Source organism: Devosia sp. Z6_126 (assembly GCF_058133495.1).
This window is the reverse complement of sequence record NZ_JBYUNO010000003.1, coordinates 329,596-355,415: the sequence shown is the minus strand read 5'-3', so window position 1 is coordinate 355,415 and position 25,820 is coordinate 329,596. Positions and strand designations below refer to the sequence as shown.

Sequence of the window (25,820 nt, the reverse complement as noted above, 5' to 3'; positions counted from 1 at the left end):
AAGCCTAGCAATGTACAGCATCATGAACGGTTCAGCCCATCCCCTGGCGCCGCCCGAGATTGCGGTCAAGGCGGTGCCCGATGATGAGCGGGTCTGGGTGCCGCAGGCGCAAGGCGTGTGGTTTCGGCCGCTGATGCTCAATACGCTGGTGGGACAGTGGTGCAATCTGTTGCGGGTGCGCCGCTCGGGCGTGCTGTCGCGGCACCTGCATCCCAATCCGGTGCATGGCTATGTGATCAAGGGCCGCTGGCATTATCGCGAGCATGACTGGGTGGCCGAGACGGGTTCTTATGTGTTCGAGCCGCCAGGCGAAATTCACACGCTGCTGGTGCCCGAGGATGTGGAGGAGATGATCACCTTCTTTAACATCACCGGCTCGATGGTTTATCTCGACGAGAACAACCAGCATGTCGGCTACGAGGACGTGTTCACCAAGATCGATATGTGCCGCGCCCATTACGAAAAGGTGGGCTTGGGGGCGGACTATGTCGATCAGTTCGTCCGCTGAGGCGGTGAATTACGACTGGGCCCGTGGGTGGTATGCGGGCAAGCGCGTGCTGGTGACCGGAGGCACGTCCGGGATCGGGGCGGCGGTGGCGCGGGCTTTCCTGCTGGCGGGTGCGGCGGTGACGGCGACCGGCGTGGCGCAGCGCGAGATCGATGCGCTGGCCGGGGATGCGGATTTTGCCGGGGCGGAACTGGGCATCCTCGATGTGCGCGATGCCGTGGCCGTCGGAGAGCTCGTGGGCAAGCTGCCGGCGCTCGATATCCTGGTCAATTGCGCCGGCATGATCCGACGGGGCGAGGAACTGGATCCTGCGGTGTTCGAGCAGGTGCTTGACGTCAATCTCAATGGCACGATGCGAATGTGTTCGGCCGCGCGGCCGCTGCTCCAAGCGACGGGGCAGGGGAGCATCGTCAATCTTGCTTCCATGCTGTCGTTTTTCGGCGGGGGATTGGTGCCGGGCTATGCGGCGAGCAAGGGTGGCGTCAATCAGCTGACCAAATCGCTGGCGATTGCTTTTGCCAGGGACGGCATCCGCGTCAATGCGGTGGCGCCGGGCTGGATCGCGACGCCGCTGACCCAGGCGCTGCGCGATGATCCTGCACGTTCGGACCCGATCCTCGCGCGCACGCCGATGGGGCGGTGGGGCCGGCCCGAGGAAGTGGCTAATGCTGTGCTGTATCTGTGCTCCCCGGTGGCGGGGTTTGTGACTGGATCTACGTTAGTGGTCGATGGCGGCTACTCGATTAGTTGAGCGGCTGCATCGGCTTAGTTCAGGGGCATGCGGAAAGTGAAGCGGGTGGCTTCTGCATCGGAATGGACGTCGATCTTGCCGCCATGGGCTTCGGCGATCTGGGCGGCGATGTAGAGCCCCAAGCCGAGGCCCTCGGCATTGCTGCGCACCTGGCCGCGGTGGAAGGCCTTGAACAGGTGCTCCATCATCTCGGGAGGAATGGGTTCGCTGGCGTTGATGACCGATAGCGCGAGGGTGGCTTCGTCTTCGAGCTTGACCTGGACGTGGATCGGCTGGTCGTCGGCGCCGTGGGTAATCGCGTTGCCGAGCAGGTTGGAAAACATCTGAGCGATGCGGTGATGGTCGACCTTGATAGCGCGGGGAATGTCGATCTCCGCGTCAATCAGGCGCGCCGGATTGGCGGCGCGGATTTCGTCAACCACTTGTTCCAGCGTAGGTTTTAGCGGCCTTTCGGCATCAAGGTTGAGGGCGATGCCGCCGCCTAGACGGCTGCGCGCCAGATCCAGCACGTTGTCGATGAGGCCACTCATGCGCGTGACGCTGTTCTTCATCAGGCGCAGGATGACCGGGGTTTTTTCGGTCCAGGCGCCTTCGCGCAGCAGGATATTGGCGCCGCCGTCGATGGCGGCGAGGGGGTTGCGCAGGTCGTGGCCGAGCACGGCGATGAATTGTTCGCGCAGGTCGGAGTTGGCTTGCTGATCGGTGGCGCGGGTTTCGGCGGCGGCGAGTTTGTCTTCGGCTTCGAGGTGATAGGCGAGCAGTTCGGCAAAAAGGGTGAGGGTGCCGATTATCTGCGGGTTGTTCACCTCAGCCGGTTCAGGATGGATGGCGCAAAGTGTTCCGAAGAAGCGGCCGTCGGGCATGGTAATTGGCACAGAGATATAGCTCTTGAGGCCATAGATCTGCGGCGTGTGGTGGCAAGAATAGACGGGATCTTCGGCAACATTGTCGATGGCGATGACGCGCCGATGCTGGCGGATTTCATGGCAGAGCGTGGTTTCGACTTTGAGTTCGCCGCCCGGCGGCAGGCCGAAGTCGATATTGTCCATGACGGCGCAAGCAACCCAGCGATCTTCGGTGACCCGGGCGATAGCGGCGAAGCCCATGCCGGTGGCGCGGCAGACTACGTCGAGAATGGTAGGGACGGCGCCAATTCGCTGAACAGCATCAACGTCTTGCTGGAAGTCGTAGGCCATGTTTACTCGCGGCAAGTTCGGACAACACGGTGTCGCAGGACGGTCGATCGTGTCGTCGCAACATGGTCAAAGACTATATTAGCGCGAAACTTGCCGGTGTCGAGAGTCGCGGGAACGGGCTCCTGGTCACGTTATCGCCATGAAGATGAACGGGTTCTGAACGGCCCTAGACTGCTATTGGAGGGTGAGCAGCAGGCCGGCGAGCAGGCGGCCGCGCGGGACAACGGAATCGAGCAGGATGTGCTCGGTCAATTGGTGCGCATCGGCTCCCAATGGTCCGAGACAATCGAGGGTGGGGACACCCAGCGCGCCGGTGATGTTGCCGTCCGAGCCGCCGAACATCATGTCGTGACCGAATGGAAGGTCGAGCGGGTCGGCGAGGGTGCGGGCTTGCTGCCAAAGCGCGTGGTCGGCGGCGGTCGGGGTCCAGAGCGGGCGGTTGGAGAAGCGGATGACTTCGCCGCGCTCGCCCATCTCTTCTTCGACGATGCGCACGAGCTGGTGGTAGACGTCTTCTAGGAGGTCGAGGGTCTTGGCCGTGGAGACGAGGCCGATCGTGCCTTCGGTGGGGATGATGGCGACGTGCTGGCCGGCCTGGATATAGTTGACGGTGAGCGAGCGGCCGGGCTGGGCCAGGGCTTCGACGCGCGGCACGATGCGGGCGAGGCCAGAGAGGGCAGAAACGCCGATGCCGGGCTCGATCAGGGCGTGGCTGGATTTGCCATAGGTGCGGATGCGGAAGCGCGCGACGGGATAGCGGCCGACGGCGAGATTGCCGCTGGTGTCGCCGCCTTCAACAACGAGCACAAAGCGCTGGTCGCGGGCGATGTGCTCGATCAGCGGGCGGCTGAAAGGGCTGCCCGATTCTTCGTCCGACACGAGGAGCATGCGGACGGGCAGGTGGGAATTGGCGCCGCCTTCGCGCAGCAGGCGCAGCACTTCGAGGGCGAGATAGTTGCCGCTCTTCATGTCGTAAAGGCCGGGGCCATAGGCCTTGTTGCCGTCCTGGCGCCAGCTGAGCGGGCCGGCGAGGGTGCCGATAGGATGGACGGTATCGAGATGGCCGAGCAGGAGGATGCCCGGGCGCGGATCCTCGGGATTGAAATCAGCATAAAGGCAATCGCCAAAGCCCTTGTCGCCGGGGAAGCGCTCGAGGGTCGCGCCCATGCTCTGCATGTGCGTGGCGGCCAGATCCATCATGCGATTGACGGCGGCGGCATCCCAGGAGGGGCTTTCGCATTCGACCCATGGGCGCACGCCTGCAAGGATGGCTCCGGCGTCGAGGGGGAGGGTGGTGTAGTCCATGGGTAAAGAAGGGCCCGAGATGAGGGAGGGTTAGCGGGAAAGCACGAGTTCGAGCGCGTCGACCGTCGGACCGGTAGGGCGGAACTCGAGGCCGACGGGGCCATCGTAGCCGGCGCGCCCCAGCCAATCGAGCTTGCCCTGCCAATCCATCTCGCCGCTGCCGGGCTCGTTGCGGCCGGGGGCGTCGGCGAGGTGGACGTGAGCGATGCGATCGAGCCGGCCGTCGAGCACACTGGCGATGTTCTCGCCCATCACGGCCGAATGGTAGATGTCATAGAGGAGGCGCACATGGCGGCTGCCAACGGCATCGACGATATCGAGCCCTTCAACCGTGGAATGGAGGAAATAGCCGGCGTGATCCACCAAGGTGTTGAGCGGCTCGAGCGCCAGAATGATGTTGGCGCGCTCCAGCAGGGGAGCGGCGCGGCGTAGCACAGTGACGATGGCGTCGTGCTGTTCGGCCCGAGTGAGGCTATCGATCTCGTTGCCGGCCTGGGCAATGAGAAGCGGCGCGCCCAAGCGCTGGGCGGTGGCGATGCTGTCCTCGAGCCCGAGGAGAAACTCGGCGTGGCGCGTGGGATCGGTCAGCGGGATCATGGGTTCGGCGACGATGCCCGAGAGCGCAACCCCATGCTTGCGCAGCGCCGCTTCCACCGCATCGAGATCCTTGTTGGTCCAGCGCCAGAATTCCACCAGATCAAAGCCGGCTGACCGGGCCAGGGCGATGCGGGCGGTGAAATCGGCGGTTTCGGGAACAAACAGCATTTCGAGGCAGGCGGAAAAGCGCATGGGCTAAGGCTCCTTGGCGACGAATTGCGGGGGCTGGAAAGCGGTAATGGGCGGCAACTCGCCCGTAAAGCGCTCTACCTGCACCAGCGCGCTTTGGGCGGCGCAGCCCTGGCTCAAGCTCGAGGCGCCGATATCCTGGGTGACGGCATTGGGGTTGCCATGCTTGTCGAGGGTGCCGATCTCGCCGGGAACCAGCGGATCATACCAGGCGCCGGTGGCGATCTGGACGACGCCGGGGCGGATGGCGTCGCTGACGACGAGACCGGCAAGGAAAGCGCCGCGATCATTGAAGACGCGCACCACATCACCATGGGCAAGGCCGCGCGTGGTGGCATCGGCGAGGTTCATGGTGAGAGGTTCGCGGCCGTTGATCTTGGATTCGCGGCTGACGACGCCATGATCGTACTGGCTATGGAGGCGTGTGCTGGGCTGGTTGGAGAGGAGATGGAGGGGATAGGTCTGGGCGCGCGGGGCGCCAAGCCATTCGCGCGGTTCACGCCATTCCGGGGTGCCCGGAAAATCGGGCAGGTGGAAGCCCGCGATCTTGGTCGAGGTCAGCTCGATGAGGCCCGAGGGCGTGTTGAGGGGGAAATCCTCGGGATCCTTGCGGAAGCTTTCGAGCATGATCGTATCCTGCTCGGGGGCGGGCAGATCAAAGAGCCCCTCTTCCCAGAACTGCTCGAAGGGCGGCAGGGTGATGCCGAAGACCTCGGCGCGGGGGCGGCATTCCTCGTAGAGCACTTCGAGCCATTGCTCGGCGGTGCGGCCTTCGCGCAGTTGCTCGGCAAAGCCGAGGCGCTCGGCAATGCCGCTGAAGATATCGTAGTCGTCCCTGGCTTCGCCGACAGGATCGGCAACGCGCTTCATGGCGACCATGAAGCGGTCGAGCGAGGCGCTGCCGATATCGTTGCGCTCAAGCGTCGTCGTGGCGGGCAAGACGATATCGGAGAACTTGGCGTGCGGCGTCCAGAAGCTCTCATTGATGATGGTCACTTCGGGGCGGCGCCAGGCCTCGATCAGCTTGTTGAGGTCCTGGTGGTGGTGGAAGATGTTGCCGCCGCACCAGTAAACCAGCTTGATATCGGGATAGGTGAAGCTGCCGCCATCATAGGTGAAGGACCCACCGGGATTGAGCAGCATGTCCGAGACGCGGGCCACGGGGATGAAGGTGGTGACCGGGTTGGTGCCCTGGGGCAGGCGGGGGCCCGAAAAGGGGAAGCGGCCTGAGCCGACGCTTTGCATGCAGGCATAGCCAACGCCAAAGCCGCCGCCGGGCAGGCCGATCTGGCCCAGCAGCACGGCAAGGTTGACGGCCATCCAATAGGGCAATTCACCATTTTCGGCGCGCTGGAGCGACCAGGCGACATTGATCATGGTGCGCCCCTTGGCCATGCGGCGGGCGAGCGCGGTGATGATGTCGGCAGGGATGTCGCAGAGCGGGGCGGCCCAGGCGGGGGTCTTGTGCTGGTTGTCGGCGGCGCCAAAGAGGTAATCGCGCAGCTGCTCGAAGCCGACGCTGTGGCTTTCGATGAAAGCCCGGTCGTGCAGGTCTTCGGCGATCAGCACATAGGCGAGCGCGAGCATCAGGGCAGTGTCGGAGCCAGGCCGGATCGGCAGCCATTCGCAGCCCTCGGCATCGGTCAGGTCGGAGCGGCTGGGGCTGACATTGACGAACTGGGTTTTGCCGGCCGCCATGCGGCGCAGCGCTTCGCGCACCACATGGTCGCTCGCGCCACCCGGATTGACCTGGGTGTTCTTGGCGGGCAGGCCACCGAAGGCGATGAAGAGGTCGGTATGCTCGGCCAGATTGTTCCAATCGGTATGGCCCTGGGACAGCTCGCCCCAAGGCGCGACCACATGGGGCAGGATCACGCGGGCGGCGGCGAGGGAATAGCTATCGACGCTGTCGACATAGCCGCCGGTGAGGCGAAAGAAGCGGTTGAACTGGCTTTGGGCGTGGTGGAAGCGGCCGGCGCTCGACCAGCCATAGGAGCCGCCGTAAAAACTCTCATTGCCATATTGCTCGCGCACGCGGGCGATGTGGTGCGCCGTGATGTCGAAGGCTTCGTCCCAGGGCACTTCCACAAAGGGTTCGCGCCCGCGGCCCTCGCGCGAAGCCGCGCCCGATTTGAGGAAGCCGGCGCGGATGGCGGGACGGCGGATGCGGGCGGCCGCATCGCGGCCGGAGGTGAGGGAGCGGCTGAGGGGGGAGGGGTCGCGGTCCCAGGGAGCCGGGGTCAGTTCCACCGTGCCGCCGGTGTTCTTTGCCTCGTACACGCCCCAATGGGTCGAGGTATAGGCCATGCCGTACTCTCCGCGCTGATGCGGATCAGCGTTCCGCCGCCTCAGGTTTATTTCTTTTGATAATCAAACCTATTTTGGGGAGATGTCAAACCGTTCTTTGAGGTTTTTCAGCACGGATTTTCCACAGGGTAGGCGAGGGTCCAGGCGCGGGCGCGCCGGATCGAGCCGCGCGATGGAGGCGAGATTTACTGGTTTTTACCAGGATCAGCGGGCATTTCGGCCGGTTTCCACGCGATACCGACTCCGGTCCTCTCGCGGTGGCTAGTTTTGTAGCAGCAGAAAAATTGCACTAAAAGCAAGCAGGCCCGATTGACAGCCACGCTTAGCCGGTCAATCAATAATCCTACACTCCAACAAATTATGGGGTGCGCAGTTTTTGGATGTCACGACCGGCCAGCAAAAGGTTTAACCCATGTCCAGCAGATCCAAGTTTCTTGCCGTATCCCTCCTCGCGCTGTCGGTCGCGGCCGGCAGCGCGCCCGCTTCGGCCCAGCAGGTGCCCGAGTTCTGGCACTATATGGGCGTTGGCGGCGAGTATGATGGCGTCAAAGCCATGATCGCCGAGATCAACAAGCAGAACCCGGACGCCCCGGTGACCGAGCGGGTGATCCCGGGCCATACCCAGGGCTTGCGCCAGCAGGTGCAGGTGTCGCTGATGGGTGGCACCCCGCCCATGGCCTACCAGTTCAACTCGGGCTATGACCTAACCCAGGTGGCCAATTCGGGCCGCATCCTCGACATCGAAGATGTGTGGCAGGATATCCGGGGCGACGAGATTTTCCCCGAGGGGCTGCGCCGCATCATCACCTTTGGTGGCGTGCATACCGCGCTGCCGATTTCGCTCAGCATCGTCAATGACGTGTTCTACAACAAGGCGCTGTTCGAAAAGCTCAACCTGACCCCGCCCACCACCTGGGAAGAGTGGAACACCGTCTGTGAAACGCTCGAGGCCAACAATGTGGCGTGCCTCGGTAATTCGGCGGGCTGGCCCTGGAGCTTTTACAACTTCTATGCGCCGCTGCTGAGCGTAGTGGGTGAAGAGGGCTATTGGCAGTTCGCCCGGGGCGAGCTCTCCTGGACCGGTCCCGAAATGCGCGAAGCCTTCGAGATCTTCCGCGAGAATTATGCCGAGCATTATGCGCCCAACTGGACGGCGGCGGCCTGGGCTGACAGCTCGGACCAGCTGATGCGCGGCGAGATCGGCATGTATCAGGCCGGCAACTGGATTTCGGGCTATATGAAGGGCCGCGGCTGGACGCCGGGCGAGGATTACGACTTCTTTGTCGCGCCCGGCACCGAGGACCAGTCGATCTTCCAGACCGATACGGTGGTGGTGCTCAAGGGCGACCTGCAGGAGCAGGGCAAGCAGTTCGTGCGCTCGGTGGTATCGGTGGAAGCGCAAACCGCGTTCAACCAGCCCAAGGGTTCGCTCGCGCCCAATGTGGAAGTGTCCACCGACATCTATGACGTGATCGGCAAGCGCGAAGCGGAGCGGTTCGCCACCATGGCACTGCCCAGCCTCATGATCCTGTTGCCGGTGGATTACCGCATGGCGATCGGCACCGAGATCGAGAAATACGCCGCCAATCCAACGCCGGAAGGGCTCGAGACTTCGCTTGAGATGCTCGAGCAGATGCGCCTCTCGATGGCGGGCCAGAAGCTGTTCTACGCCTGGTGATGACACAAGGCCCCCGCTGCGGCGGGGGCCGATCGTCCGGCGCGCGCGGGTGCCGGGTTGGGAATGCAGGAAGGGGCCAGTCATGGGCGGACTTGATTTCAGAGCCAGGCGCAACCTGGTTTATGCGCTGTTCTTGCTGGGTCCGATCGCGTTGTTTATCGCCGCCTTCATTTACCCGGTGATCGATACGATCTGGCTGTCGCTGCATTCCTGGGACGGAATGTCGGTGGAGCGGCAATGGGTTGGACTGGCGAACTTCCAGCAGATCCTCAACCAGCCGCGCACCATGCATGCGCTGTTCAACAATTTCCAGTGGCTGATCTATTTCCTGGTGCTGCCCACGATCGTGGGGCTGGGGCTCGCGCTCTTGCTCGATAGCGACGTCAAGGGCGCCTATATTTTCCGGACCATCTTCTTTTTGCCCTTCACCATCACGACCGTGGCGGTGGCGTCGGCCTGGCGGTGGCTGTATCGGCCGACGACGGGACTGTTCTCGACCGTGCTTAACAGTCTGGGGCTGTCGGAGTGGAACCAGAACTGGCTCGGCGACCCGCAGATCGTGACCTATTCGATCATGGCGGCCTCGCTTTGGGCGTGGAGCGGGTTCACCTTCCTCATCTACTTTGCCGGGCTGCGCAACCTGCCCACCGAATATATCGAGGCGGCGCGGATCGATGGGGCGTCGCCCTGGACGATCCTCACCAAGATCAAGCTGCCGCTGCTGCTGCCCTCGACCGTCGTGGTGCTGGGGATTGCGGGCGTCGATTCCATGCGCGTCTTCGATATCGTCTGGTCGATGACCCAGGGCGGGCCGTTTGAATCGAGCTATGTGCTGGCCGTGGATATGTACGAGACCTCGTTCTCGCGCTTCCAGATGGGGCAGGGCGCGGCGATCGCGGTGCTGCTGCTGGTGCTCGCGGCCATCGTGGTGATGCCCTATGTTTATTACATGTCCACCCAGGTCGAGGAGGTGCGCGAATGAGCGCCTTTGCCGTCCGTCGCCCTGCGTTTTCCACCGGGCTGCGCTATTTCATCCTCGTCGTGCTGGCGATCCTGTATCTGACGCCGCTCTTGATGGCGTTCAATGCGAGCCTCAAGAGCCCGGCCGAAATCCCCTATTCGCTGCAATTGCCGAGCGAAATCTATTGGCAGAACTATGCCGAGGGCTGGGAGCGGATCGGGCGCTCGGTGTGGAACAGTTTCCTCATCACCATCCCATCTGTTGTGCTGTCGGTGTTTGTGGGCTCGCTGGCGGCGTATCCGCTATCGCAGGTCAATATCCCGGGCGGGCGCGTCGTCTATCTGCTGATCCTCGCCGGGATGCTCGTGCCCTATCAGGCGGTGCAGATCCCGCTGTTCATGATCATGCGTTCGCTCGGGCTCTACAACACCATTCCGGGGATGTGGCTGGTCCACACCGCCTATGGTCTGCCCTTCGTCACGTTTTTCATGCGCAACTATTTTGCGACGGTGCCCCGCTCGATGTTCGAGGCGGCGCAGCTCGATGGCTGCGGGCCGGCGGGGTACTTCTTCAAGATCCTGCTGCCCGCATCGGTGTCGGGCCTCGCGGCAATTGCCATCGTGCAGAGCCGGTCGGCCTGGAACGACCTGTTCTTCGGGCTGACCCTCACCAGCGGGCAGAACAGCCCGGCGCCGGTCAGCCTTTATGCGATGATCGGCGGGCTCGACGTGGATGACGGCCCGATGATGGCGGCGACGATCATTTCGATCGTTCCCATGATGATTGCATTCCTGCTGTTCCAGAAGGCATTCACGCGGGGCCTGTTGGGTGGCTCGTCAAAATGATGACCCATTCCCCGGCTGCCTCGCCACGCCCGCCCGAGAGGGACTAGCTCATGCATCCATCTGTTGTTCGCCAGATCCATGCCTCGCGCATCTTCCATGCGATCCGGCTCAATCCCAATGCCTCGCAGCGCGAGATCGCCGACAAGGCCGAGACGGACAAGTCGACGGTCTCGGCGATCCTCAAGGATTTCGAGGCCATCGGGCTGATCGAGCGCGCCACCAAGGTCGCGGGCAAGGGGCGCGGGCGACCGGGGGAGCGCATTTCGATTTCGGCCAATGGGGGCCTCCTGGTCGGGGTGCATCCGGTGCCCGGCGAGATCAGCTATGTGGTGACGGGGCTCGATGGGGCGCCGCTGGGGCAGGTGACGCGCACGCTGCCGCATCGCTCTGAACTGGCTGCCGAATTGCGCGCCGGGATCGGCGAGCTCGTGGCCAGCATCGGGCGCAGCATGAACGAAGTGCGCGCCGTCGGGGTGTCGGTGCCGGGCCTGGTGGGGCGCGACGGGCACCTTGCCCATTCGCCGAACCTGGGTTGGCGCGACCTCGAGCTGCGCAGCCTCCTCGACAATGCCGTCGAGGCATCGCTCTACATCGACAACAACTGCAATGCCGATGCGATGGCCGAATATCTGTTCGGCAGTGCCGCGGAGGACGAGACCTTTATCTATCTCGACAGCTCCTCGGGCGTGGGCGCGGGCCTGTTTCTCGATGGCGCGCTGTTTCGGGGCCATGGCGGCTATGCCGGCGAGTTCGGCCACACCAAGATCGTGCCCAATGGGCGGCTGTGCCGCTGCGGCAATACCGGGTGCCTGTCGGCCTATGTGTCCGATTTCGCGCTGGCGCAGCGGCTGCAGCAGGACGGGGTGCAGGTGTCCTCGACCGCCGAGCTGCTCAACCTCGCCGAAGCGGGCAACGAGCTGGCGCTGCATGTGCTGGCTGAAATGGGCAGTTATCTCGGGATCGGGGTGTCCAACCTCATCAATATCTTCGATCCGCCGCGGGTGATCCTCGGGGGGAGTCTGGCGCGGCTGGCGCCCTTTATCCGCAACTCGATGATCCACGCCGTCGAGGAGCTGGCGCTGCCCGCAGCGCTGCAGGATTGCCGGATCGAATTCTCGAGCCTCAGCACCAACAATGTGCCGCTGGGCGGGGTCGCCCTGGCGCTGGAAGGCTGCACCAATTTTTCGGGCGCCAAGGCGCCGCTCTGGCATGCGCCCAGCGCTGCCGACCCATCTGCCGCAGAATCTGCGGCGAGCTGAAAGGACCTTTATTGATGACCATTGCCCTCCGTTCCATTGCCGCGCCGGCCATTGAGGTTCCCCTGCAGCAGCCCGCCATTCCGGGCGCGACCTATGCGGCGCGGTGCAACGAGGCCTATCGGCGTGCCGGCCATGATTGGCTCGTGATCTATGCCGACCGCGAGCACAACGCCAATATCATGTTCATGTCGGGCTTTGATCCGCGCTTCGAGGAGGCCCTGCTGCTGCTGGGCCCGGGCGAGCAGCGCATCTTCGTCGTGGGCAATGAGGATGAAAGCTATACCGCCATTTCCCCGCTGCCCGGCAAGCAAGTGGTGCTGGCCCAGTCGATGAGCCTGTTGGCCCAGGACCGCTCGCGCCGTCCGAGCGTCGAGGCAGTGCTGCGCGAATGCGGGATCAAGAGCGGCGACAGCGTCGGCGTGGTCGGCTGGAAGTATTTCGAAGGTGCGGAATGGGCGGACGAGGAGCCGGGCCTGTTTGTGCCCGCTTACCTGCCGATCCTGCTCAAGCGCATTACCGGGCAGAGCCCGGCCGAAGCCACCCCGGTGCTGATGCATGAAACCGACGGCCTGCGCTCGGTGGTGGATGCCGACCAGATCGCCGCCTATGAATGGGGCGCAGCCCGCGCCTCGGCGGCAGTGTGGCGCATGGTGACCGGCATCCAGGCCGGGGACAGCGAATTGGCGGCCGCAAGCCGCATGGGCTATGCCGGCGAGCCGATGAACTGCCACCCGATGCTGACCACCAGCGATGCTTCGGGGCCGGTGATCGGGCTTTCGAGCCCAACCGGGCGCATCATCGGCAAGGGCAACGGCATTTCGGCCGCAGTGAGCTTTTGGGGTGGGCTTGCCTCGCGCGCCGGGCTCGTGACCGACCATGACGAGGCGTTCCTCGCCACCGCCAAGAGCTATTTCGAGGGGCTGATCACCTGGTATGAAACGGCCGATCTCGGGGTCACGGGTGGCGAAATCCATGATGCGGTGACCGGCGCGCTGGCGCGCGGCGGCCTTGGTTCAGCGCTCAATCCCGGGCACCTGACGGGCCATGACGAATGGCTGAACTCGCCGGTGCGGCCGGGTTCGCAAAGCCGTATCGCTTCGGGCATGCCCTTCCAGATCGACGTGATCCCGGTGCCGATGCCCAATGGCTGGGCGCTCAACTGCGAAGACGCGGTGACCTTTGCCGATGCGGCGCTGCGCGAAGAGCTGCGCACGCGCCATCCGCAGGTCTATGCCCGCATCGAGCAGCGCCGCGCCTTTATGCGCGACGAGCTCGGGGTCGCCATTCACGATGCCATCCTGCCGATGTCCTCGACCCCGCTCTGCCTGCCGCCCTTCTGGCTGGCGTCCAACATGCTGCTGGCTCGCGCCTAAGCTCTCACACGAAGGAGCCGACATGGCCCATCTTTCGATCCGCAACCTGACCAAGTCCTACCAGACCTTCCAGGCCGTCCGGGGCATCGATCTCGAAATCGCCGATAGCGAGTTCGTGGCGCTGGTGGGCCCTTCGGGTTGCGGCAAATCCACGACACTGCGCATGATCGCGGGCCTCGAAACTATTTCGGGTGGCGAGATCCGCATCGACGACCAGACCATCAACGATGTCGAGCCGGGGCGGCGCGACATCGCCATGGTGTTCCAGAATTATGCGCTTTATCCGCATATGACGGTTTACGACAACATCGCCTTTGGCTTGCGACAACGACGCATGCCCAAGGCCGAAGTGGCGGCGCGGGTCGCCGAGGCTGCCCGCGTGCTCGAGATCGAGCCCCTGCTCAAACGCAAGCCGCGCATGCTCTCGGGCGGGCAGCGCCAGCGCGTGGCCATGGGGCGCGCCATTGTGCGCAACCCCAAAGTGTTTCTGTTCGACGAGCCGCTGAGCAATCTCGATGCCAAGCTGCGCGTGCAGATGCGCACCGAAATCAAGCGGCTGCACCAGCAGATCCCGACCACCACGGTTTATGTGACCCATGACCAGATCGAGGCCATGACCATGGCCGACCGGGTGGTGGTGATGAATAATGGCACCATCGAGCAGGCGGGGCCGCCCCAGGAACTCTATAACCGACCGGTGAGCCGGTTCGTGGCGGGCTTTATCGGCTCGCCGGCAATGAACTTCCTTGATGGCCGGCTGGTGGGCGAGGGCGACGGGCTGTTCGTGCAGCTGTCGGGCGAGCAGCGGCTCGCCGTGCCGGCGTCGCGCCGGGATGCCTATGCGCCATTTGCCGGGCGCGACGTGGTGCTGGGGCTGCGGCCCGAAGCTTTCAGCAATGTGCATGACCGCCCCAATACGGCGGCGCTCAGCGGGACCGTGGATCTGGTGGAGCCGCTGGGGGCCGAGACACTGCTCTATATGCGGGTGGGCACGGACAATGTCTGTGCGCGGGTGGCGCCGTCGTATCAGGCCGCGCCCAAGCAGACGATTGCCCTAACCGTCGATATGGACAGCATGCACCTGATCGATCCTGCGACCGACAAGGTTATCTACTGATGGCGGGGACAACCGCACTCAAGGTGATCGACGCGGCGACGGTCGAGCGATTGCTGGATTATCCATCGCTGGTGGGGAAACTGCGCGAAGCGTTTTTGGCGCCGCCCACTGCGCCGAGCCGGCAGGCCGTGCCGATCGAGGCGGCACCGGGGCAGTCGGCTGGCACGCTGCTGGTGATGCCGGCGGTGCGACCGGGCAAGCTGATCGGGGTCAAGCTCGTCACGGTCTTGCCTGAACTCGGCAATCGGCCGGGCGGGGCGCTACGGGCGATCTATATGGTGCTCGACGCGGCGAGCGGCGAGCCGCTGGGCACGATCGACGGGCACGCGCTGACCACGCGGCGCACGGCCGCAGCATCGGTGCTGGCGGCTTCGGTGCTGGCCAATCCCGAGCCCGAAACCCTCCTTGTGGTGGGCACCGGGAGCGTGGCCGAAGCACTGGCAGAAGCCTATTGGGCGGTGTTGCGGCCCAAGCGGGTGTTGATCTGGGGGCGCAACACGGGCAAGGCCGAGGCGCTGGCCGCGAGCCTCGATGCGCGCGGGATTGCCGCGAGCGCGGCCGGGGAACTGGCCGAGGCCGTGGGGCAGGCGCAGATTGTTTCAGCGGCGACGCTGGCGCGCGAGCCCATCATTTTGGGCGAGCAGGTGCGGCCGGGCACGCATATTGACCTCGTCGGCGGGTTCCGCCGCGACATGCGCGAAAGCGATGATGCCCTAGTGCGCAAGGCGCGGGCGGTGGTCGACGTGCCGCACACAAAAACAGAAACCGGCGACATCGCCCAACCCATAGCGGCGGGGGTGATCGAGGCGGCTGACGTAACGGAGCTGGCCGAATTGCTGGGCGAGGCGCCGCGCTGGCGGCGGGCGCCGGAGGATATCACCCTGTTTAAATCGGCGGGGCATGCCCTTGAAGATCTGGCGGGGGCGGAATTGGTGATGGAGCGCCTGGGCGCCGAGGAGATCGCATGATCAAGCGAATGGAAATGGGCAAGCGCATGAGCCAGGCCGTGCTGCATGGCGGGGTCGTGTACCTGGCCGGGCAGGTGGCCGAGGATACGAGCCTCGATATCGTGGGGCAAACCGAGCAGGCGCTGGCGGCAGTGGAGCGGTTGCTGGCGGAGGCCGGGGGCAGCAAGGCGCAGCTGCTGACGATGGCGGTGTATCTCGCCGATATCGGCGAGTTTGCCGGGATGAACAGCGTTTATGACGCCTGGATCGATCCGGACAACAAGCCGACACGCGCCTGCGTGCAGGCGCTGCTGGCGGACCCCGGCTACAAGGTCGAGTTCGTGGCGACTGCGGCGGTCGCGTAAGGGTAAAAAAGCCCGCTGGTGATGCCAGCGGGCTTTTTGTTGAGTTTAGCCAGCCTGGGCCATCAGGGTGGCGTTGCCGCCCGCCGCTGTCGTGTCGATGCAGACATGGCGTTCCACGACGAGGCGCAGGGCGTCGTCCTTGCCCGTCACGAGTGGCAGGATGGGGCCGCTGCGCTGGCTCAGGGCCTGGCGGATGGCGCTGAGCTGGCCGTCCGCGCCGAAATAGGCGACCGCATCAAAGGTCTGGGCGTGCTGAAGGACGTCCACATCGAGTTCGGCCAGAAGGGCGGTGTTGCCGAGCGTGGCGGCCAGATTGGCCTGGGCCTGCTGATCGGCCGGGGTGGGGCCAAGGCAGAGCACGGTGCCGCGCGGGCTGACATGCATGACATTGGACTCGCCGGTGGGGCCGGGCAGGGGGAGGGGCATGGTCTTGCCCTCGGCAGCACCGATGGTGAAGCGGGGGAGGTAATGCGGGCCGCCCGCCTTGGGGCCGGTGCCCGAAAGGCCCTCGCCGCCAAAGGGCTGCGAGCCGACCACGGCGCCGATCTGGTTGCGGTTGACATAGATATTGCCGGCCTGGACGGCGCTGGACACGAGACGCACGCGCGAGGAAATGCGGGTGTGCAGCCCAAAAGTCAGCCCATAGCCCGAGCGGTTGACGGCGGCGATGACGGCGTCGAGCTCAGTGGCCTTGAAGGTCGCGACATGGAGCACCGGGCCAAAGATCTCTTCGGCCAGCGCCTCGATGCCGGGGACGCGCAGCACGGCGGGGGCGACAAAGGTGCCGCCGGCTGGGGTGGGCAGGCGATGGATGAGGTTGCCCGCGCGCGCAAAGCTCTCGACATGCGCCTCGATCTTGCTGCGGGCGGCCTCATCGATGACAGGGCCGATATCGGTGCTGAGGTGCCAGGGATCGCCCAGGGTCAGCTCGTCCATGGCGCCCTTGAGCATTTCGAGGGTCCGCTCGGCCGCTTCTTCCTGCACGTAAAGCACGCGCAGGGCCGAGCAGCGCTGGCCGGCGGACTGGAAGGCGGAGGCGATGATGTCGCGCACGGCCTGTTCGGGCAGGGCGGTGGAGTCAACGATCATGGCGTTGAGGCCACCGGTTTCGGCGATGAGGGGCGCGGTGGGGGCCAGATTGGCGGCCATGGCCTGGTCGATCCGGCGCGCGGTGGCGATGGAGCCGGTGAAAACGACGCCGGCAATGGCGGGGTGGGAGGTGAGCGCGGTGCCCACTTCACCGGCGCCGGTGAGGAGCTGGATGGCGTCGCGGGGGATGCCGGCTTCGTGCATCAGCTGGATCGCGCGGAAGGCGATCAGCGGGGTTTGGGGCGCGGGCTTGGCCAGCACCGGATTGCCCGCCACCAGCGCGGCCGCGATCTGGCCGGTGAAGATGGCGAGGGGGAAGTTCCAGGGCGAGATGGCGGTGAAGGGGCCGCGCGGCGCGCCCAGGGTTTGCCGTTCGGCGCCGCGGGCATAGTAGCGCAGGAAGTCGACGGCTTCGCGCACCTCCGCCACGGCGTCGGCCCAGGTCTTGCCCGCTTCACGGGTGAGGAGGGCGAAGAACTCGGCGCGGTTGGCTTCGTAGAGATCGGCGACGGCGCGCAAGAGCTCCGCGCGGCGGGCGACGGGCTCCCTGGACCAGCCGGAGTGGGTGGCCGCGGCGATGGCGCCTTCGATCTCGTGCGGGAGAGCATCGGTCACCGTGCCCAGAATGTCGCTGGACTTCGCGGGGTTGGTGAGAGTTTGCGCCTGCGCGCCCGGGGCGGGTTCGCTGCTGAGCGCGGTCAGGGCGTGGGCGTGCCATTGCGTGGTGGCGAAGGCATTGCGCGCGGCCTCGGCGGCCGGGAAGGCGACGGGGTCGGTGAGATCGAGCCCGGCCGAGTTGCGGCGGGGGGCAAAGATATTGGCCGGGGCGGGAATGGCCGGATTGGGGATGGCGTCGCCCAACGCCAGGAGCTTGGCAATGGGGTCCTCGGCCACCACAGCGGCGGGGATGTTCTCGTCGGCGATCTGGTAGACAAAGGAGCCGTTGGCGCCATTTTCGAGAAGACGGCGCACGAGATAGGCGAGCAGGTCCTTGTGGGCGCCGACCGGGGCATAGATGCGGGTGCGGGTGCCGTGGGCGGTGCGCAGCACTTCGTGGAGGCGCTCGCCCATGCCATGGAGGCGCTGGAACTCGAAGCTGTCCTTGGGCTTGCCGACTTGCGCGGCGAGATGGAGGACGGCGGCGGCGGTGTGCGCGTTGTGGGTGGCGAATTGCGGGTAGATCGCCTCGGCGGCAAGGAGCTTGCGGGCGGCAGCGATGTAGCTGACATCGGTCGCGGCCTTGCGGGTGAAGACGGGATAGCCATCGAGCCCCAGCACCTGCGCGCGCTTGATTTCGGCGTCCCAATAGGCGCCCTTGACGAGGCGCACCATGATGCGGCGATCGAGCGAGCGGGCGGTGGCATCGAGCCAATCGATGAGGGGCAGGACGCGCTTGCCATAGGCCTGGACGACGATGCCAAAGCCGTCCCAGCCGGCCAATTCGGGCGTGGCGAGCACTTCGGCGATGATGTCGAGCGACAGATCGAGCCGGTCGGCTTCCTCGGCATCGATGTTGAAGCCCATATTGGCGGCGCGGGCGGCGAGCGCCAATTGCCGAGTCGTGGCAACCAGTTCGCTCATCACCCTCTCGCGCTGCGCGAACTCGTAGCGGGGGTGAAGGGCCGAAAGCTTGACCGAAATGCCGGGATTGTCGCGCACGGACGGGGCGGTGCAGCGGGGAGCGAGAGTGGCGATGGCGCGGCTATACGCTTCCGCATACCGCTCGGCATCGGCGGAGGTGCGGGCGGCTTCGCCCAGCATGTCATAGGAATAGCGGTAGCCCAGAGCCTCGGGCTTGCGGGCATTGGTGATGGCTTCGTAGATGGTGCGGCCAAAGACGAACTGGGAGCCGAGGAGCCGCATGGCCTGGCCGACGGCAGTACGGATCACCGGTTCGCCCAGGCGCGCTACAGCACGATGGAGCGCATTCTTGGGCCCGACTTCCGGGTCGCCCAGCACATCGGCGGTGAGGCTGAGGGCCCAGGAGGAGAAGTTGACGAGCTGGTTGGAGGAGCCGCCGAAATGGCTGGCCCAGTCGGAGCCGCCTACCTTGTCGTGGATGAGGGCATCCACGGTTTCGGCGTCGGGGACGCGCAGCAGCGCTTCGGCCAGCGACATCAGGGCCACGCCCTCGTCGGTGGCGAGACCATATTCGGCGAGGAAGGATTCCATGAGGCCAAGGCGATTGCCGGTGCGCACGGTCGTCACCAGCTTTTCGGCCTGCGCCGAGATCGCGCTGCGCTCGGCAGGGGACAGGCCGGTATCGGCAATCAGCTGCCCAACGAGAGCAGTCTCGTCGGCCAGATTGCGGGCGTGAAGAGTTTGGCGGGCAGCAGCGATTTCAGACAATTGGGGGGCTCCAGGGCAACCCTTCCCGGTCGAGTATCTCGGCCGGAAGGCAGGTAGAAGATAATGCTGCGCCTAAAGGCATTTCGCCCGATATGGTGGCTGGATCCGGCCTAATGCAATATAGTTGGGGCAGCTTCTAGGAGAAACGCCTGTGAACCTTGCCGATCACGACGCATTGGACCCGATCGACCGTCGCATCCTGCACGAGCTGGCGCAGAACGGCCGGATCAGCGTGGCCGAGTTGAGCCGGCGGGTGAATTTGAGCAAGACGCCGTGCCAGGCGCGGATCAAGCGGCTGGAGGATGCCAAGTACATCCTGGGCTATCGGGCCGTGATCAATCCGGACCGGATGGGCTTGCCGCATGTGGCTTTTGTGGAGGTCAAGCTCAGCGACACGCGCAAGGCGGCGCTCAACGCCTTCAACAAGGCAGTGCGCGCCATTCCCGAAGTGGAGCAGGCGCATATGATCGCCTCGAGCTTTGATTACCTGCTCAAGGTGCGCACCAAGGATATCGCCGATTATCGCGAAGTGCTGGGCGAGCGCATCAGCAGCCTGCCCCATGTCGCCCATACCAGCACGCATGTGTCGATGGAGGCGGTCAAGGATCAGGCGGAATAGAGCACGGAAGGGCGGAGCGCCTGGTGCCCGAGACCGGACTGGCCTCGGGCAGGTTGGAATAAATGCAGCGGTGATGACCATCGGCAATGGGAGGCTTGCCGGTGGTCAGGATCGGGTGCTTCAGGACTTCCAGTACCGCGCCAGTGTGGTTGGCGTATGCATGTTGCCATAGAGATAGGCCCAGAACTCGGCGTGGCGTTCCTTGGGAACAGTCTTCCAAAGGTCGTGCACCGCCATGTCGCCGCACCAATAGGAATAAACAAAGGGTGCCCGCAGCCCATGGCGCAGGAAGCGCAATTTGGACTTGATGGCGTGAAGCTCCTCAAAGCTCTGTTCGGCCATGATCGGCGCGATCAGATCGGCCGACATGTTGTCGTTGTGCAGCATCCAGGCGGCATTGCAGCGCAGGGCGGCGCGCATGCGCTGGAGGGCGACGGCCAGTTCGTCCTCGGGGGTTTCCACCCAATCGATGAAGAAGAGGCCGTTGTCGGCAATACCCTCAAACAGCGCGCTGCTGGCCGAGCTGGTAACGACCTGCGCTCCATCGAGCGGCATGGTGCCTTCGGCCACATATTGCTGGCGCAGGGCGAGGTGCACGAGGTGTCCGGGAAAGGCTTCGTGGCAGGCCAGGTGCTTGAGCGCGTAGGTCGTGTAGGGATGGTCGAGGTTGAGATACTGCTTGCGCGCGGGAAAATCGCAGTAAGCCGAGAAGGGCACATCGCGCAGCTCCTGGGGCTCGATCCATTCATGGCGGAAATCATACATGCGGGCGCTGACCCGCTCGCGCACCACCTTGGTCAGCTCGCGCATGGTGTCGATGACCTGGTCGGCCGGGACGCGAACCGAGGCTTCCCAGCGACGCACATCGGCTGAAATGTCGCCGGTCCACTGACCAATCTCGATCAGCTTGTCGCGGATGGTGTCCCGATAGGCCTCGATGATCGCGGGTGGCACCTTGGTGGTTTCGACCCGGATCTGGCGGCGCACCCGATCCGCAAAGGAAATGGGCGCTCCCTCAAATGTGGTCACCAGGGCGAGGAGCGAGTCGACCATTTCCAGCAGGTAGTCGCGGCGCAGATCGCTTTCTGCCTCGGCGGGAATGCGCGCCTGCAGCGCTTCGAGCGCGGCGCGCGCTTCGGCGTAATCGCGCAAGGGGCGGGGCGCCACATCGGCGACCGCAACCGGGATCAGCCCCTCGCGATCCAGAAAGCCAGCAGCGGTGTTGTGGCTGCGGTAAAGCGCATCAAGGCCGGCGGTCAGTTCGGCCAGTTCGCGTCCAAGTTTCATTGGGTCAGTCCTCGGCAAATAGGATGGCGCTACTGGTGGCCGGCCACGGGCTTGGGCCGGTAGGGCGCTTCGAGTTCGGCGATATCCTGGTCGGTCAGCTTGAGGCTGAGCGCGGCCACCGCATCGTCGAACTGGGTGAGGCGCGACACGCCGATGATCGGAGCGGTGATGCCGGGGCGGCTCGCCACCCAAGCATAGGCAACCTGCGCCATCGGGCAGTTGTGCCGTTCGGCGAGGGCCTTGACGGCGGCCGCGACCTGGTCGTCCTGCGCCTTGGTCGCCTCATAGAGCGCGGTGGCGGTGCGGTCGGTCTGGGCGCGGGTGCTGCCCTTGCCGTCTTCGCCGCGCTTGCCGGCCAGAACGCCGCGGGCCAGCGGGCTCCAGGGAATGACGCCGACCCCTTCGGAGCGGCAGAGGGGCATCATTTCGCGCTCTTCCTCGCGATAGATCAGATTGTAGTGCGGCTGCATGGAGATGAACTGCGCCCAGCCGTGCTGGCGCTGCAGGCCCAGGGCCTTCATGAACTGCCAGGCATGCATGGAGGAGGCGCCGAGATAGCGCACCTTGCCGATGCGGACGAGATCGTTGAGCGCGTCGAGCGTTTCCTCGAGCGGCGTTTCGTAATCGAAGCGGTGCAGCTGGTAGAGATCGATGTAATCGGTGCCGAGGCGGCGCAGGCTGCCATCCACCGATTCGAAGATGTGCTTGCGCGACAGGCCCCGGTCATTGGGGTCCTGGCTCATCGGATTGTAGAGCTTGCTGGCGAGCACCAGCTTGTGGCGGGGGTGATCGGCGAGGGCGCGGCCCAGCACTTCCTCGCTGGCGCCCAGGGAATACATGTCGGCGGTATCGAAAAAATTGATCCCGACTTCGAGTGCACGGGCGATGATGGGGCGGGAATTCTCCTCGTCGAGGACCCAAGGGGCCCAGCTGGGGGAGCCAAAGGTCATGCAGCCTAAGGCCAGACGAGAGATTTTGAGGCCGGATCGGCCGAGATTGACATATTCCATTAGTACACCCTTTTCGCGCCCGCGGGTTCGGAGTCCAACACACAGCCGACTTGCGGCGCGCGTTGAAGCTTAGAGAACACCGAAAATCAGCCGGTGCAAGCCCAAAGCTTTGCTCAGCGACTAGGCATTAAGTTGCTGTGGATAAAAAACGTGCGGCCCCATTGTGTTTCGGGAGAGAGTTGATACGGTCTAGGTGTATCGCTTGGATAGTACACATGTTCCGTATCGACGCATCCAGCATAGACAAGTCGCTGCCGGTCCCGGTCGGCACACAGCTGCATGGGCTTTTGACCTATGCGCTGGCGTTTGGCGGGATCCCCTATGGCAGCAAGCTACAGTCGGTGCGCCAGTTGGCTGCGGAACTGGGCATTGCACCGATGACGGTGAGCCAGGTGTATCAGCGGCTCCGCGATGCCGGGCTTGTCGAGATGCGCCAGGGGCTCGGGGCGTTTTCTGCTCGTGATCCGAAAAAGACCAGTGCGGGCGGTGACCTGCCGGTAAGCGCGTTGCGCGCCGATATCGAGATCCTGATCAGCAAGGCCGAAAAGCTCGGCGTTTCCCCCATGGCATTGGTGTCGATGATCAATGCGCAATCGCAGCTGCGTAAGCCCAAGACAGGGTTGCGGCTGGTGTTCGTGGCGATCTTTGAAGAGCCGGGGCGGGACTATGTGGCCCAGATCAAGCCGGTGCTGGGCGCTACTGACCAGGTGCAGATCCTGACGCTGGATACGCTTAAAGTGTCCGAGGACGCGCGCCGCGTTGCGCTCGACGCCGATCTGGTGCTGACCTTCGTCAATCGCGAAGCCGAAGTGCGTGCGCTGGTTCCGGCGGCGCGCCTGCTGGGGTTGCGGTTCATTCCATCGGAAAAAACGCGGCAGGCGCTGGCCGGGCTCGATCCGCGCATGCGGGTGGCTGCGGTCACCTATTTCCCCGAATATATCGCGATCATGCGGCCCAGCGTGCGCGAGTTTGCGCCCCACATTGCCGACATCAAGGTGACCTGGTCGGCAGCGGCGGACATTTCCGAGACAATCGCGCAGTGCGATGCGGTGATTTATGCCTCGGGGGCCGATCACGTGATCGATTTGGTGGGACCGGGCAAGCCGTGTTTCGAATTTCGGCATGCGCCCGACCAAGGGGCGTTGGAAAGCGTGCTCGTGCCGTGCCTGGCCGAGCTGCGCCAGAACAAGATTGCCGGAAACGAGCCCCATGGGGCGCCCGAGCGGCAGCCCGTTGCGCGCGCCAAATAGATCGTACCGCCAACAGATTAGACACGACTGAGGGAGAAAAGAATGAAGCAGTTTTTATTGACGACCAGCGCCATTGTGGCACTGAGCTTTATGCCGCTGGGTGTGGCGGTCGCGCAGGACGCCGACACGCTGGTGGTGGGCGTGGATGTGGATGCCGGCACGCTTGATGCGCGCCTGACCCGCGACACCACAGCATTCCGTGCCGCCGACCTGATCTATTCGGGCCTCGTGACCATCACGCCCAGCCTCCAAGCCGAGCCCGACCTGGCGGAAAGCTGGGAAACGCCTGATCCGCAGACCTTTATTTTCCACCTGCGCGAGGGCCTCAAGTTCTCGGACGGCACGCCGCTAACGGCCGACGATGTGGTGTTCACCTACCAGTCCCTGATCAATCCCGACTTCAACTCGCCGATGCGCGCCCTTTATACGCCGATCGCGAGTGTCGAGAAGGTCGATGACCGCACGGTCAAGTTCGTGCTGAGCGCGCCTTATGCACCGTTGCTGTCCTATCTCGATGTCGGCATTGTGCCGCAGGAGCTGGTGGAAGCCGGGCGCGACATTGCGGCCGAGCCCATTGGCGCGGGCCCGATGAAGCTCGTCAGCTGGAACCGCGGCGCCGAGATCGTGCTCGAAGCCAATCCAGAATACTGGGCAGGCGCTCCGGCAGTCGAGAATGTCACGATGCGGCTGATCGCGGACAATTCCTCGCGGGCGCAGGCGTTCGAAGCGGGGGATCTGGACGTGATCCAGTCGCCGCTCTCGCCGCAGGATATTACCCGCCTTGCCGCCGATGACCGGTTCGGCAATGTGGTTATCCCGGGCCTGGCCGTGACCTATGTCAACTTCAACGCCAATGACCCGCTGCTCGCCGATCCCAAGATGCGCCGCGCGTTTTCGATGCTGATCGACCAGCAGACCATCGTCAATGACATCTACCAGGGCGCCGATGCCGTCGCCAATTCGGTGATCCTGCCCTCGTCCTGGGCGTATTCGGCTGAAGTGCAGCAGCCGCAGTTTGATCCCGAAGGCGCCAAGGCGCTGTTTGCTGAACTGGGCTGGACCGACAGCAATTCGGACGGGTTCCTCGACAAGGACGGCCAGCCGCTGACGGTGACGCTCTCGACCCACAGCGAAGACCCCAATCGCGTGCAGACCATTGAATATATGCAGGCGATCTTTGCCCAGGCGGGCGTGGATGCGCAGGCGCAGATCAGCGATTGGCCGACCTTTTCGACCAATTATGTGCAAAAGAGCCAGCACCAGATCGCGCTGCTGGGCTGGGTCAACATCGTTGATCCCGACCGGCTGTTGTTTGCGCAGCTGACCACGGGTGGCGGCAATAATTGGGGCGGCTACAGCAATCCCAAGGTGGATGAACTGCTCCAGGCCGGGCGCTCGTCGCTGGACCAGGCGGCCCGCACTCAGGCTTACCAGGAAGCGGCCACGATCCTTGCCGAAGAGGTGCCGTACTACATCGTTTCCTACCAGGGCTATCAGCTGTTCTATGCCAAGGACCTGCCCGGCACGGTTGAAGCGACGCCGCGTGGCAATCTGCGCGGCCTGATCGGCATGCCAAGCTAAGTCGGATTTGTTCCCGCGGCCGGCGCTCCCGTGCCGGCCGCATTCTGCCACCGAGGGAAATGTCATGGGTTTTTCGCAGCGCCTGAGCGCCCAGTATTATGCCGATCTGCACCGCGATATGCGTGCCCGCATGGCCGCGGACGGGATCGACCTGCTGCTGCTCGATGCCAATGACGACATTATCTATACCACCGGCTTTTCCCATTATACGACCGAGCGGCCGGTGGTGTTCGCGCTGACACAAGACAGCGCCTATCTGCTGGTGCCAGAGCTGGAGCGTCATCATGCGCTCGACCAGCAGGCGGCGGCGGAGCTCGTTGTTTATTTCGAATTTCCGGGCCGTGACCGTCCCTTCGACGTGCTGGGCCGCGCCATTGGCAATATCAGTGGCGTCGTTGGCCATTCCGGCGGCATTTCGCTGGCGCGGGTGCCCCAGGTCGCTGCTGCCTTCCCCAATGCGCGCGTGCTCGCTTCCAACATCGTCAGCCAGATGCGCGTTCTCAAACGCCCTGAAGAAGTGGCGTTGATGCGTGAGGCGGGGCGTATCTCCGATGCCATGGTGGCGGCCGGGGTGGACCTGATCGCTGAGGCCCTGCGCGGCAATGGCGAGATGCCCACCGAGATCGAGCTCGAAGCCCATGTTATCCGCCATGCGCTCGACACCATGTATCGCGAGCATGACAATGTGATGCTGGTGCAGGGCATTGCCGGCGGGCTCGTTTATTCGGGCGCCCGCTCGGCCTTTCCCCATGGCATGCCATCGGGGCACCGGCCGCAGCGCGGGGAAAGCATCATCCTGTCGCTAGGCTGTCGGGTCGGGGGACGCGCGGCTGAAAGCGAGCGCACCTTTATCCTGGGCGAGCCGAGCCCCGAACAGGAGCGCTATTACACCATCGCGCAAAAAGCCCAGCAGATTGGCCGCGAGGGCCTTGTCGTGGGCGCTACCTGCGCTTCGGCGGACGATGCGGCGCTGGGTTACATCAAGGGCGAGGGCGTCGGCGAATACTGCCTGCATCGAGTCGGGCACGGCATGGGCGTGATGTTCCACGAGCCGCCTTGGGTGGAGGGCGGGGACGACACGATCATGCAGCCCGGCATGGTGTTTTCCTCCGAGCCGGCGCTTTACGTGCAGGGCCTAGGGGGCTTTCGCATCTCCGACACGGTGCTCGTCACCGAAGCCGGGCCCGATAGCTTGACGCATTATCCGCGCGAGCTCGCGCAAATCGTTATCGGCTGA

21 protein-coding genes are annotated in these 25,820 nt (G+C 64.4%); 14 read left to right on the top strand and 7 right to left on the bottom strand.

Annotated features, from left to right (window positions below):
- Positions 1-10: 10 nt before the first annotated feature.
- Both AC3YOG_RS13820 and AC3YOG_RS13815 read left to right on the top strand, forming a co-directional pair.
- On the top strand, positions 11-508 hold the full coding sequence (locus AC3YOG_RS13820) for a 2,4'-dihydroxyacetophenone dioxygenase family protein (RefSeq protein WP_489935486.1): 498 nt from the start codon (positions 11-13) through the stop codon (positions 506-508).
- Positions 486-1,259 carry an SDR family NAD(P)-dependent oxidoreductase gene (locus AC3YOG_RS13815; protein ID WP_489935485.1) on the top strand — a complete coding sequence of 258 codons (774 nt, stop codon included), beginning with the start codon at positions 486-488 and terminating at the stop codon, positions 1,257-1,259. The genes AC3YOG_RS13820 and AC3YOG_RS13815 overlap by 23 nt, the downstream gene beginning before the upstream one ends.
- Before the next feature lie 14 nt (positions 1,260-1,273).
- Here the strand turns inward: AC3YOG_RS13815 and AC3YOG_RS13810 are convergent, their stop codons facing one another.
- From AC3YOG_RS13810 to AC3YOG_RS13795, 4 genes are all read right to left on the bottom strand, one after another.
- Positions 1,274-2,455, bottom strand: a complete 1,182-nt coding sequence (locus AC3YOG_RS13810) for a GAF domain-containing sensor histidine kinase (protein ID WP_489935484.1) — start codon at positions 2,453-2,455, stop codon at positions 1,274-1,276.
- Positions 2,456-2,629: 174 nt separating this feature from the next.
- Entirely contained in the window at positions 2,630-3,760 is a 1,131-nt protein-coding gene (locus AC3YOG_RS13805; protein WP_489935483.1) for a M20/M25/M40 family metallo-hydrolase, read from the bottom strand.
- A gap of 30 nt (positions 3,761-3,790) precedes the next feature.
- Positions 3,791-4,549: a hydroxypyruvate isomerase family protein gene (locus tag AC3YOG_RS13800; RefSeq protein ID WP_127753863.1), complete on the bottom strand. Its 759-nt coding sequence runs from the start codon at positions 4,547-4,549 to the stop codon at positions 3,791-3,793.
- A 3-nt stretch (positions 4,550-4,552) separates the two neighbouring features.
- Positions 4,553-6,853 carry a molybdopterin-dependent oxidoreductase gene (locus AC3YOG_RS13795; protein ID WP_489935482.1) on the bottom strand — a complete coding sequence of 767 codons (2,301 nt, stop codon included), beginning with the start codon at positions 6,851-6,853 and terminating at the stop codon, positions 4,553-4,555.
- Positions 6,854-7,265: 412 nt separating this feature from the next.
- Between AC3YOG_RS13795 and AC3YOG_RS13790 the strand changes: the two genes are divergently transcribed.
- The 8 genes from AC3YOG_RS13790 to AC3YOG_RS13755 all read left to right on the top strand — a co-directional run bounded on the left by AC3YOG_RS13790 (position 7,266) and on the right by AC3YOG_RS13755 (position 15,398).
- Positions 7,266-8,531 (top strand): ABC transporter substrate-binding protein, encoded by a 1,266-nt coding sequence (locus AC3YOG_RS13790; protein WP_489935481.1) that lies wholly within the window; start codon positions 7,266-7,268, stop codon positions 8,529-8,531.
- An 82-nt stretch (positions 8,532-8,613) separates the two neighbouring features.
- Complete coding sequence (locus tag AC3YOG_RS13785) at positions 8,614-9,513, top strand: carbohydrate ABC transporter permease (RefSeq protein WP_172124017.1); 900 nt, start codon at positions 8,614-8,616, stop codon at positions 9,511-9,513.
- Positions 9,510-10,337, top strand: a complete 828-nt coding sequence (locus AC3YOG_RS13780; protein ID WP_489935480.1) for a carbohydrate ABC transporter permease — start codon at positions 9,510-9,512, stop codon at positions 10,335-10,337. The genes AC3YOG_RS13785 and AC3YOG_RS13780 overlap by 4 nt, the downstream gene beginning before the upstream one ends.
- Before the next feature lie 50 nt (positions 10,338-10,387).
- Positions 10,388-11,596, top strand: a complete 1,209-nt coding sequence (locus AC3YOG_RS13775; protein ID WP_127753859.1) for an ROK family transcriptional regulator — start codon at positions 10,388-10,390, stop codon at positions 11,594-11,596.
- A gap of 14 nt (positions 11,597-11,610) precedes the next feature.
- Positions 11,611-12,969 (top strand): Xaa-Pro aminopeptidase, encoded by a 1,359-nt coding sequence (locus AC3YOG_RS13770; RefSeq protein ID WP_489935479.1) that lies wholly within the window; start codon positions 11,611-11,613, stop codon positions 12,967-12,969.
- A 22-nt stretch (positions 12,970-12,991) separates the two neighbouring features.
- The gene (locus tag AC3YOG_RS13765; protein WP_489935478.1) at positions 12,992-14,086 is read left to right on the top strand and encodes an ABC transporter ATP-binding protein; all 1,095 of its coding nucleotides are present in this window, start codon (positions 12,992-12,994) and stop codon (positions 14,084-14,086) included.
- The gene (locus AC3YOG_RS13760; protein ID WP_489935477.1) at positions 14,086-15,054 is read left to right on the top strand and encodes a bifunctional Delta(1)-pyrroline-2-carboxylate/Delta(1)-piperideine-2-carboxylate reductase; all 969 of its coding nucleotides are present in this window, start codon (positions 14,086-14,088) and stop codon (positions 15,052-15,054) included. The genes AC3YOG_RS13765 and AC3YOG_RS13760 overlap by 1 nt, the downstream gene beginning before the upstream one ends.
- Positions 15,051-15,398, top strand: a complete 348-nt coding sequence (locus tag AC3YOG_RS13755; RefSeq protein WP_489935476.1) for a RidA family protein — start codon at positions 15,051-15,053, stop codon at positions 15,396-15,398. Before AC3YOG_RS13760 ends, AC3YOG_RS13755 begins: the two co-directional genes overlap by 4 nt.
- Before the next feature lie 45 nt (positions 15,399-15,443).
- Here the strand turns inward: AC3YOG_RS13755 and putA are convergent, their stop codons facing one another.
- On the bottom strand, positions 15,444-18,836 hold the full coding sequence (putA, locus tag AC3YOG_RS13750; RefSeq protein ID WP_489935475.1) for a bifunctional proline dehydrogenase/L-glutamate gamma-semialdehyde dehydrogenase PutA: 3,393 nt from the start codon (positions 18,834-18,836) through the stop codon (positions 15,444-15,446).
- Between the two features lie 151 nt (positions 18,837-18,987).
- Here putA and AC3YOG_RS13745 point away from each other — a divergent pair, with 151 nt between their 5' ends.
- Positions 18,988-19,455, top strand: a complete 468-nt coding sequence (locus AC3YOG_RS13745; RefSeq protein WP_248305107.1) for an Lrp/AsnC family transcriptional regulator — start codon at positions 18,988-18,990, stop codon at positions 19,453-19,455.
- 120 nt (positions 19,456-19,575) lie between these two features.
- Here the strand turns inward: AC3YOG_RS13745 and AC3YOG_RS13740 are convergent, their stop codons facing one another.
- Positions 19,576-20,742, bottom strand: a complete 1,167-nt coding sequence (locus AC3YOG_RS13740; protein ID WP_172124006.1) for a hypothetical protein — start codon at positions 20,740-20,742, stop codon at positions 19,576-19,578.
- Positions 20,743-20,771: 29 nt separating this feature from the next.
- Positions 20,772-21,752, bottom strand: a complete 981-nt coding sequence (locus AC3YOG_RS13735; protein WP_489935474.1) for an aldo/keto reductase — start codon at positions 21,750-21,752, stop codon at positions 20,772-20,774.
- 215 nt (positions 21,753-21,967) lie between these two features.
- Here AC3YOG_RS13735 and AC3YOG_RS13730 point away from each other — a divergent pair, with 215 nt between their 5' ends.
- The 3 genes from AC3YOG_RS13730 (at position 21,968) to AC3YOG_RS13720 (ending at position 25,820) form a co-directional block, all read left to right on the top strand.
- Positions 21,968-23,002 (top strand): GntR family transcriptional regulator, encoded by a 1,035-nt coding sequence (locus tag AC3YOG_RS13730; protein WP_127753851.1) that lies wholly within the window; start codon positions 21,968-21,970, stop codon positions 23,000-23,002.
- A gap of 42 nt (positions 23,003-23,044) precedes the next feature.
- Positions 23,045-24,583, top strand: coding sequence for an ABC transporter substrate-binding protein (locus AC3YOG_RS13725; RefSeq protein WP_172124000.1), 1,539 nt, complete (start codon positions 23,045-23,047; stop codon positions 24,581-24,583).
- A gap of 64 nt (positions 24,584-24,647) precedes the next feature.
- A complete protein-coding gene (locus tag AC3YOG_RS13720) occupies positions 24,648-25,820 on the top strand; it encodes a M24 family metallopeptidase (RefSeq protein WP_489935473.1) in 1,173 nt (390 codons plus the stop codon).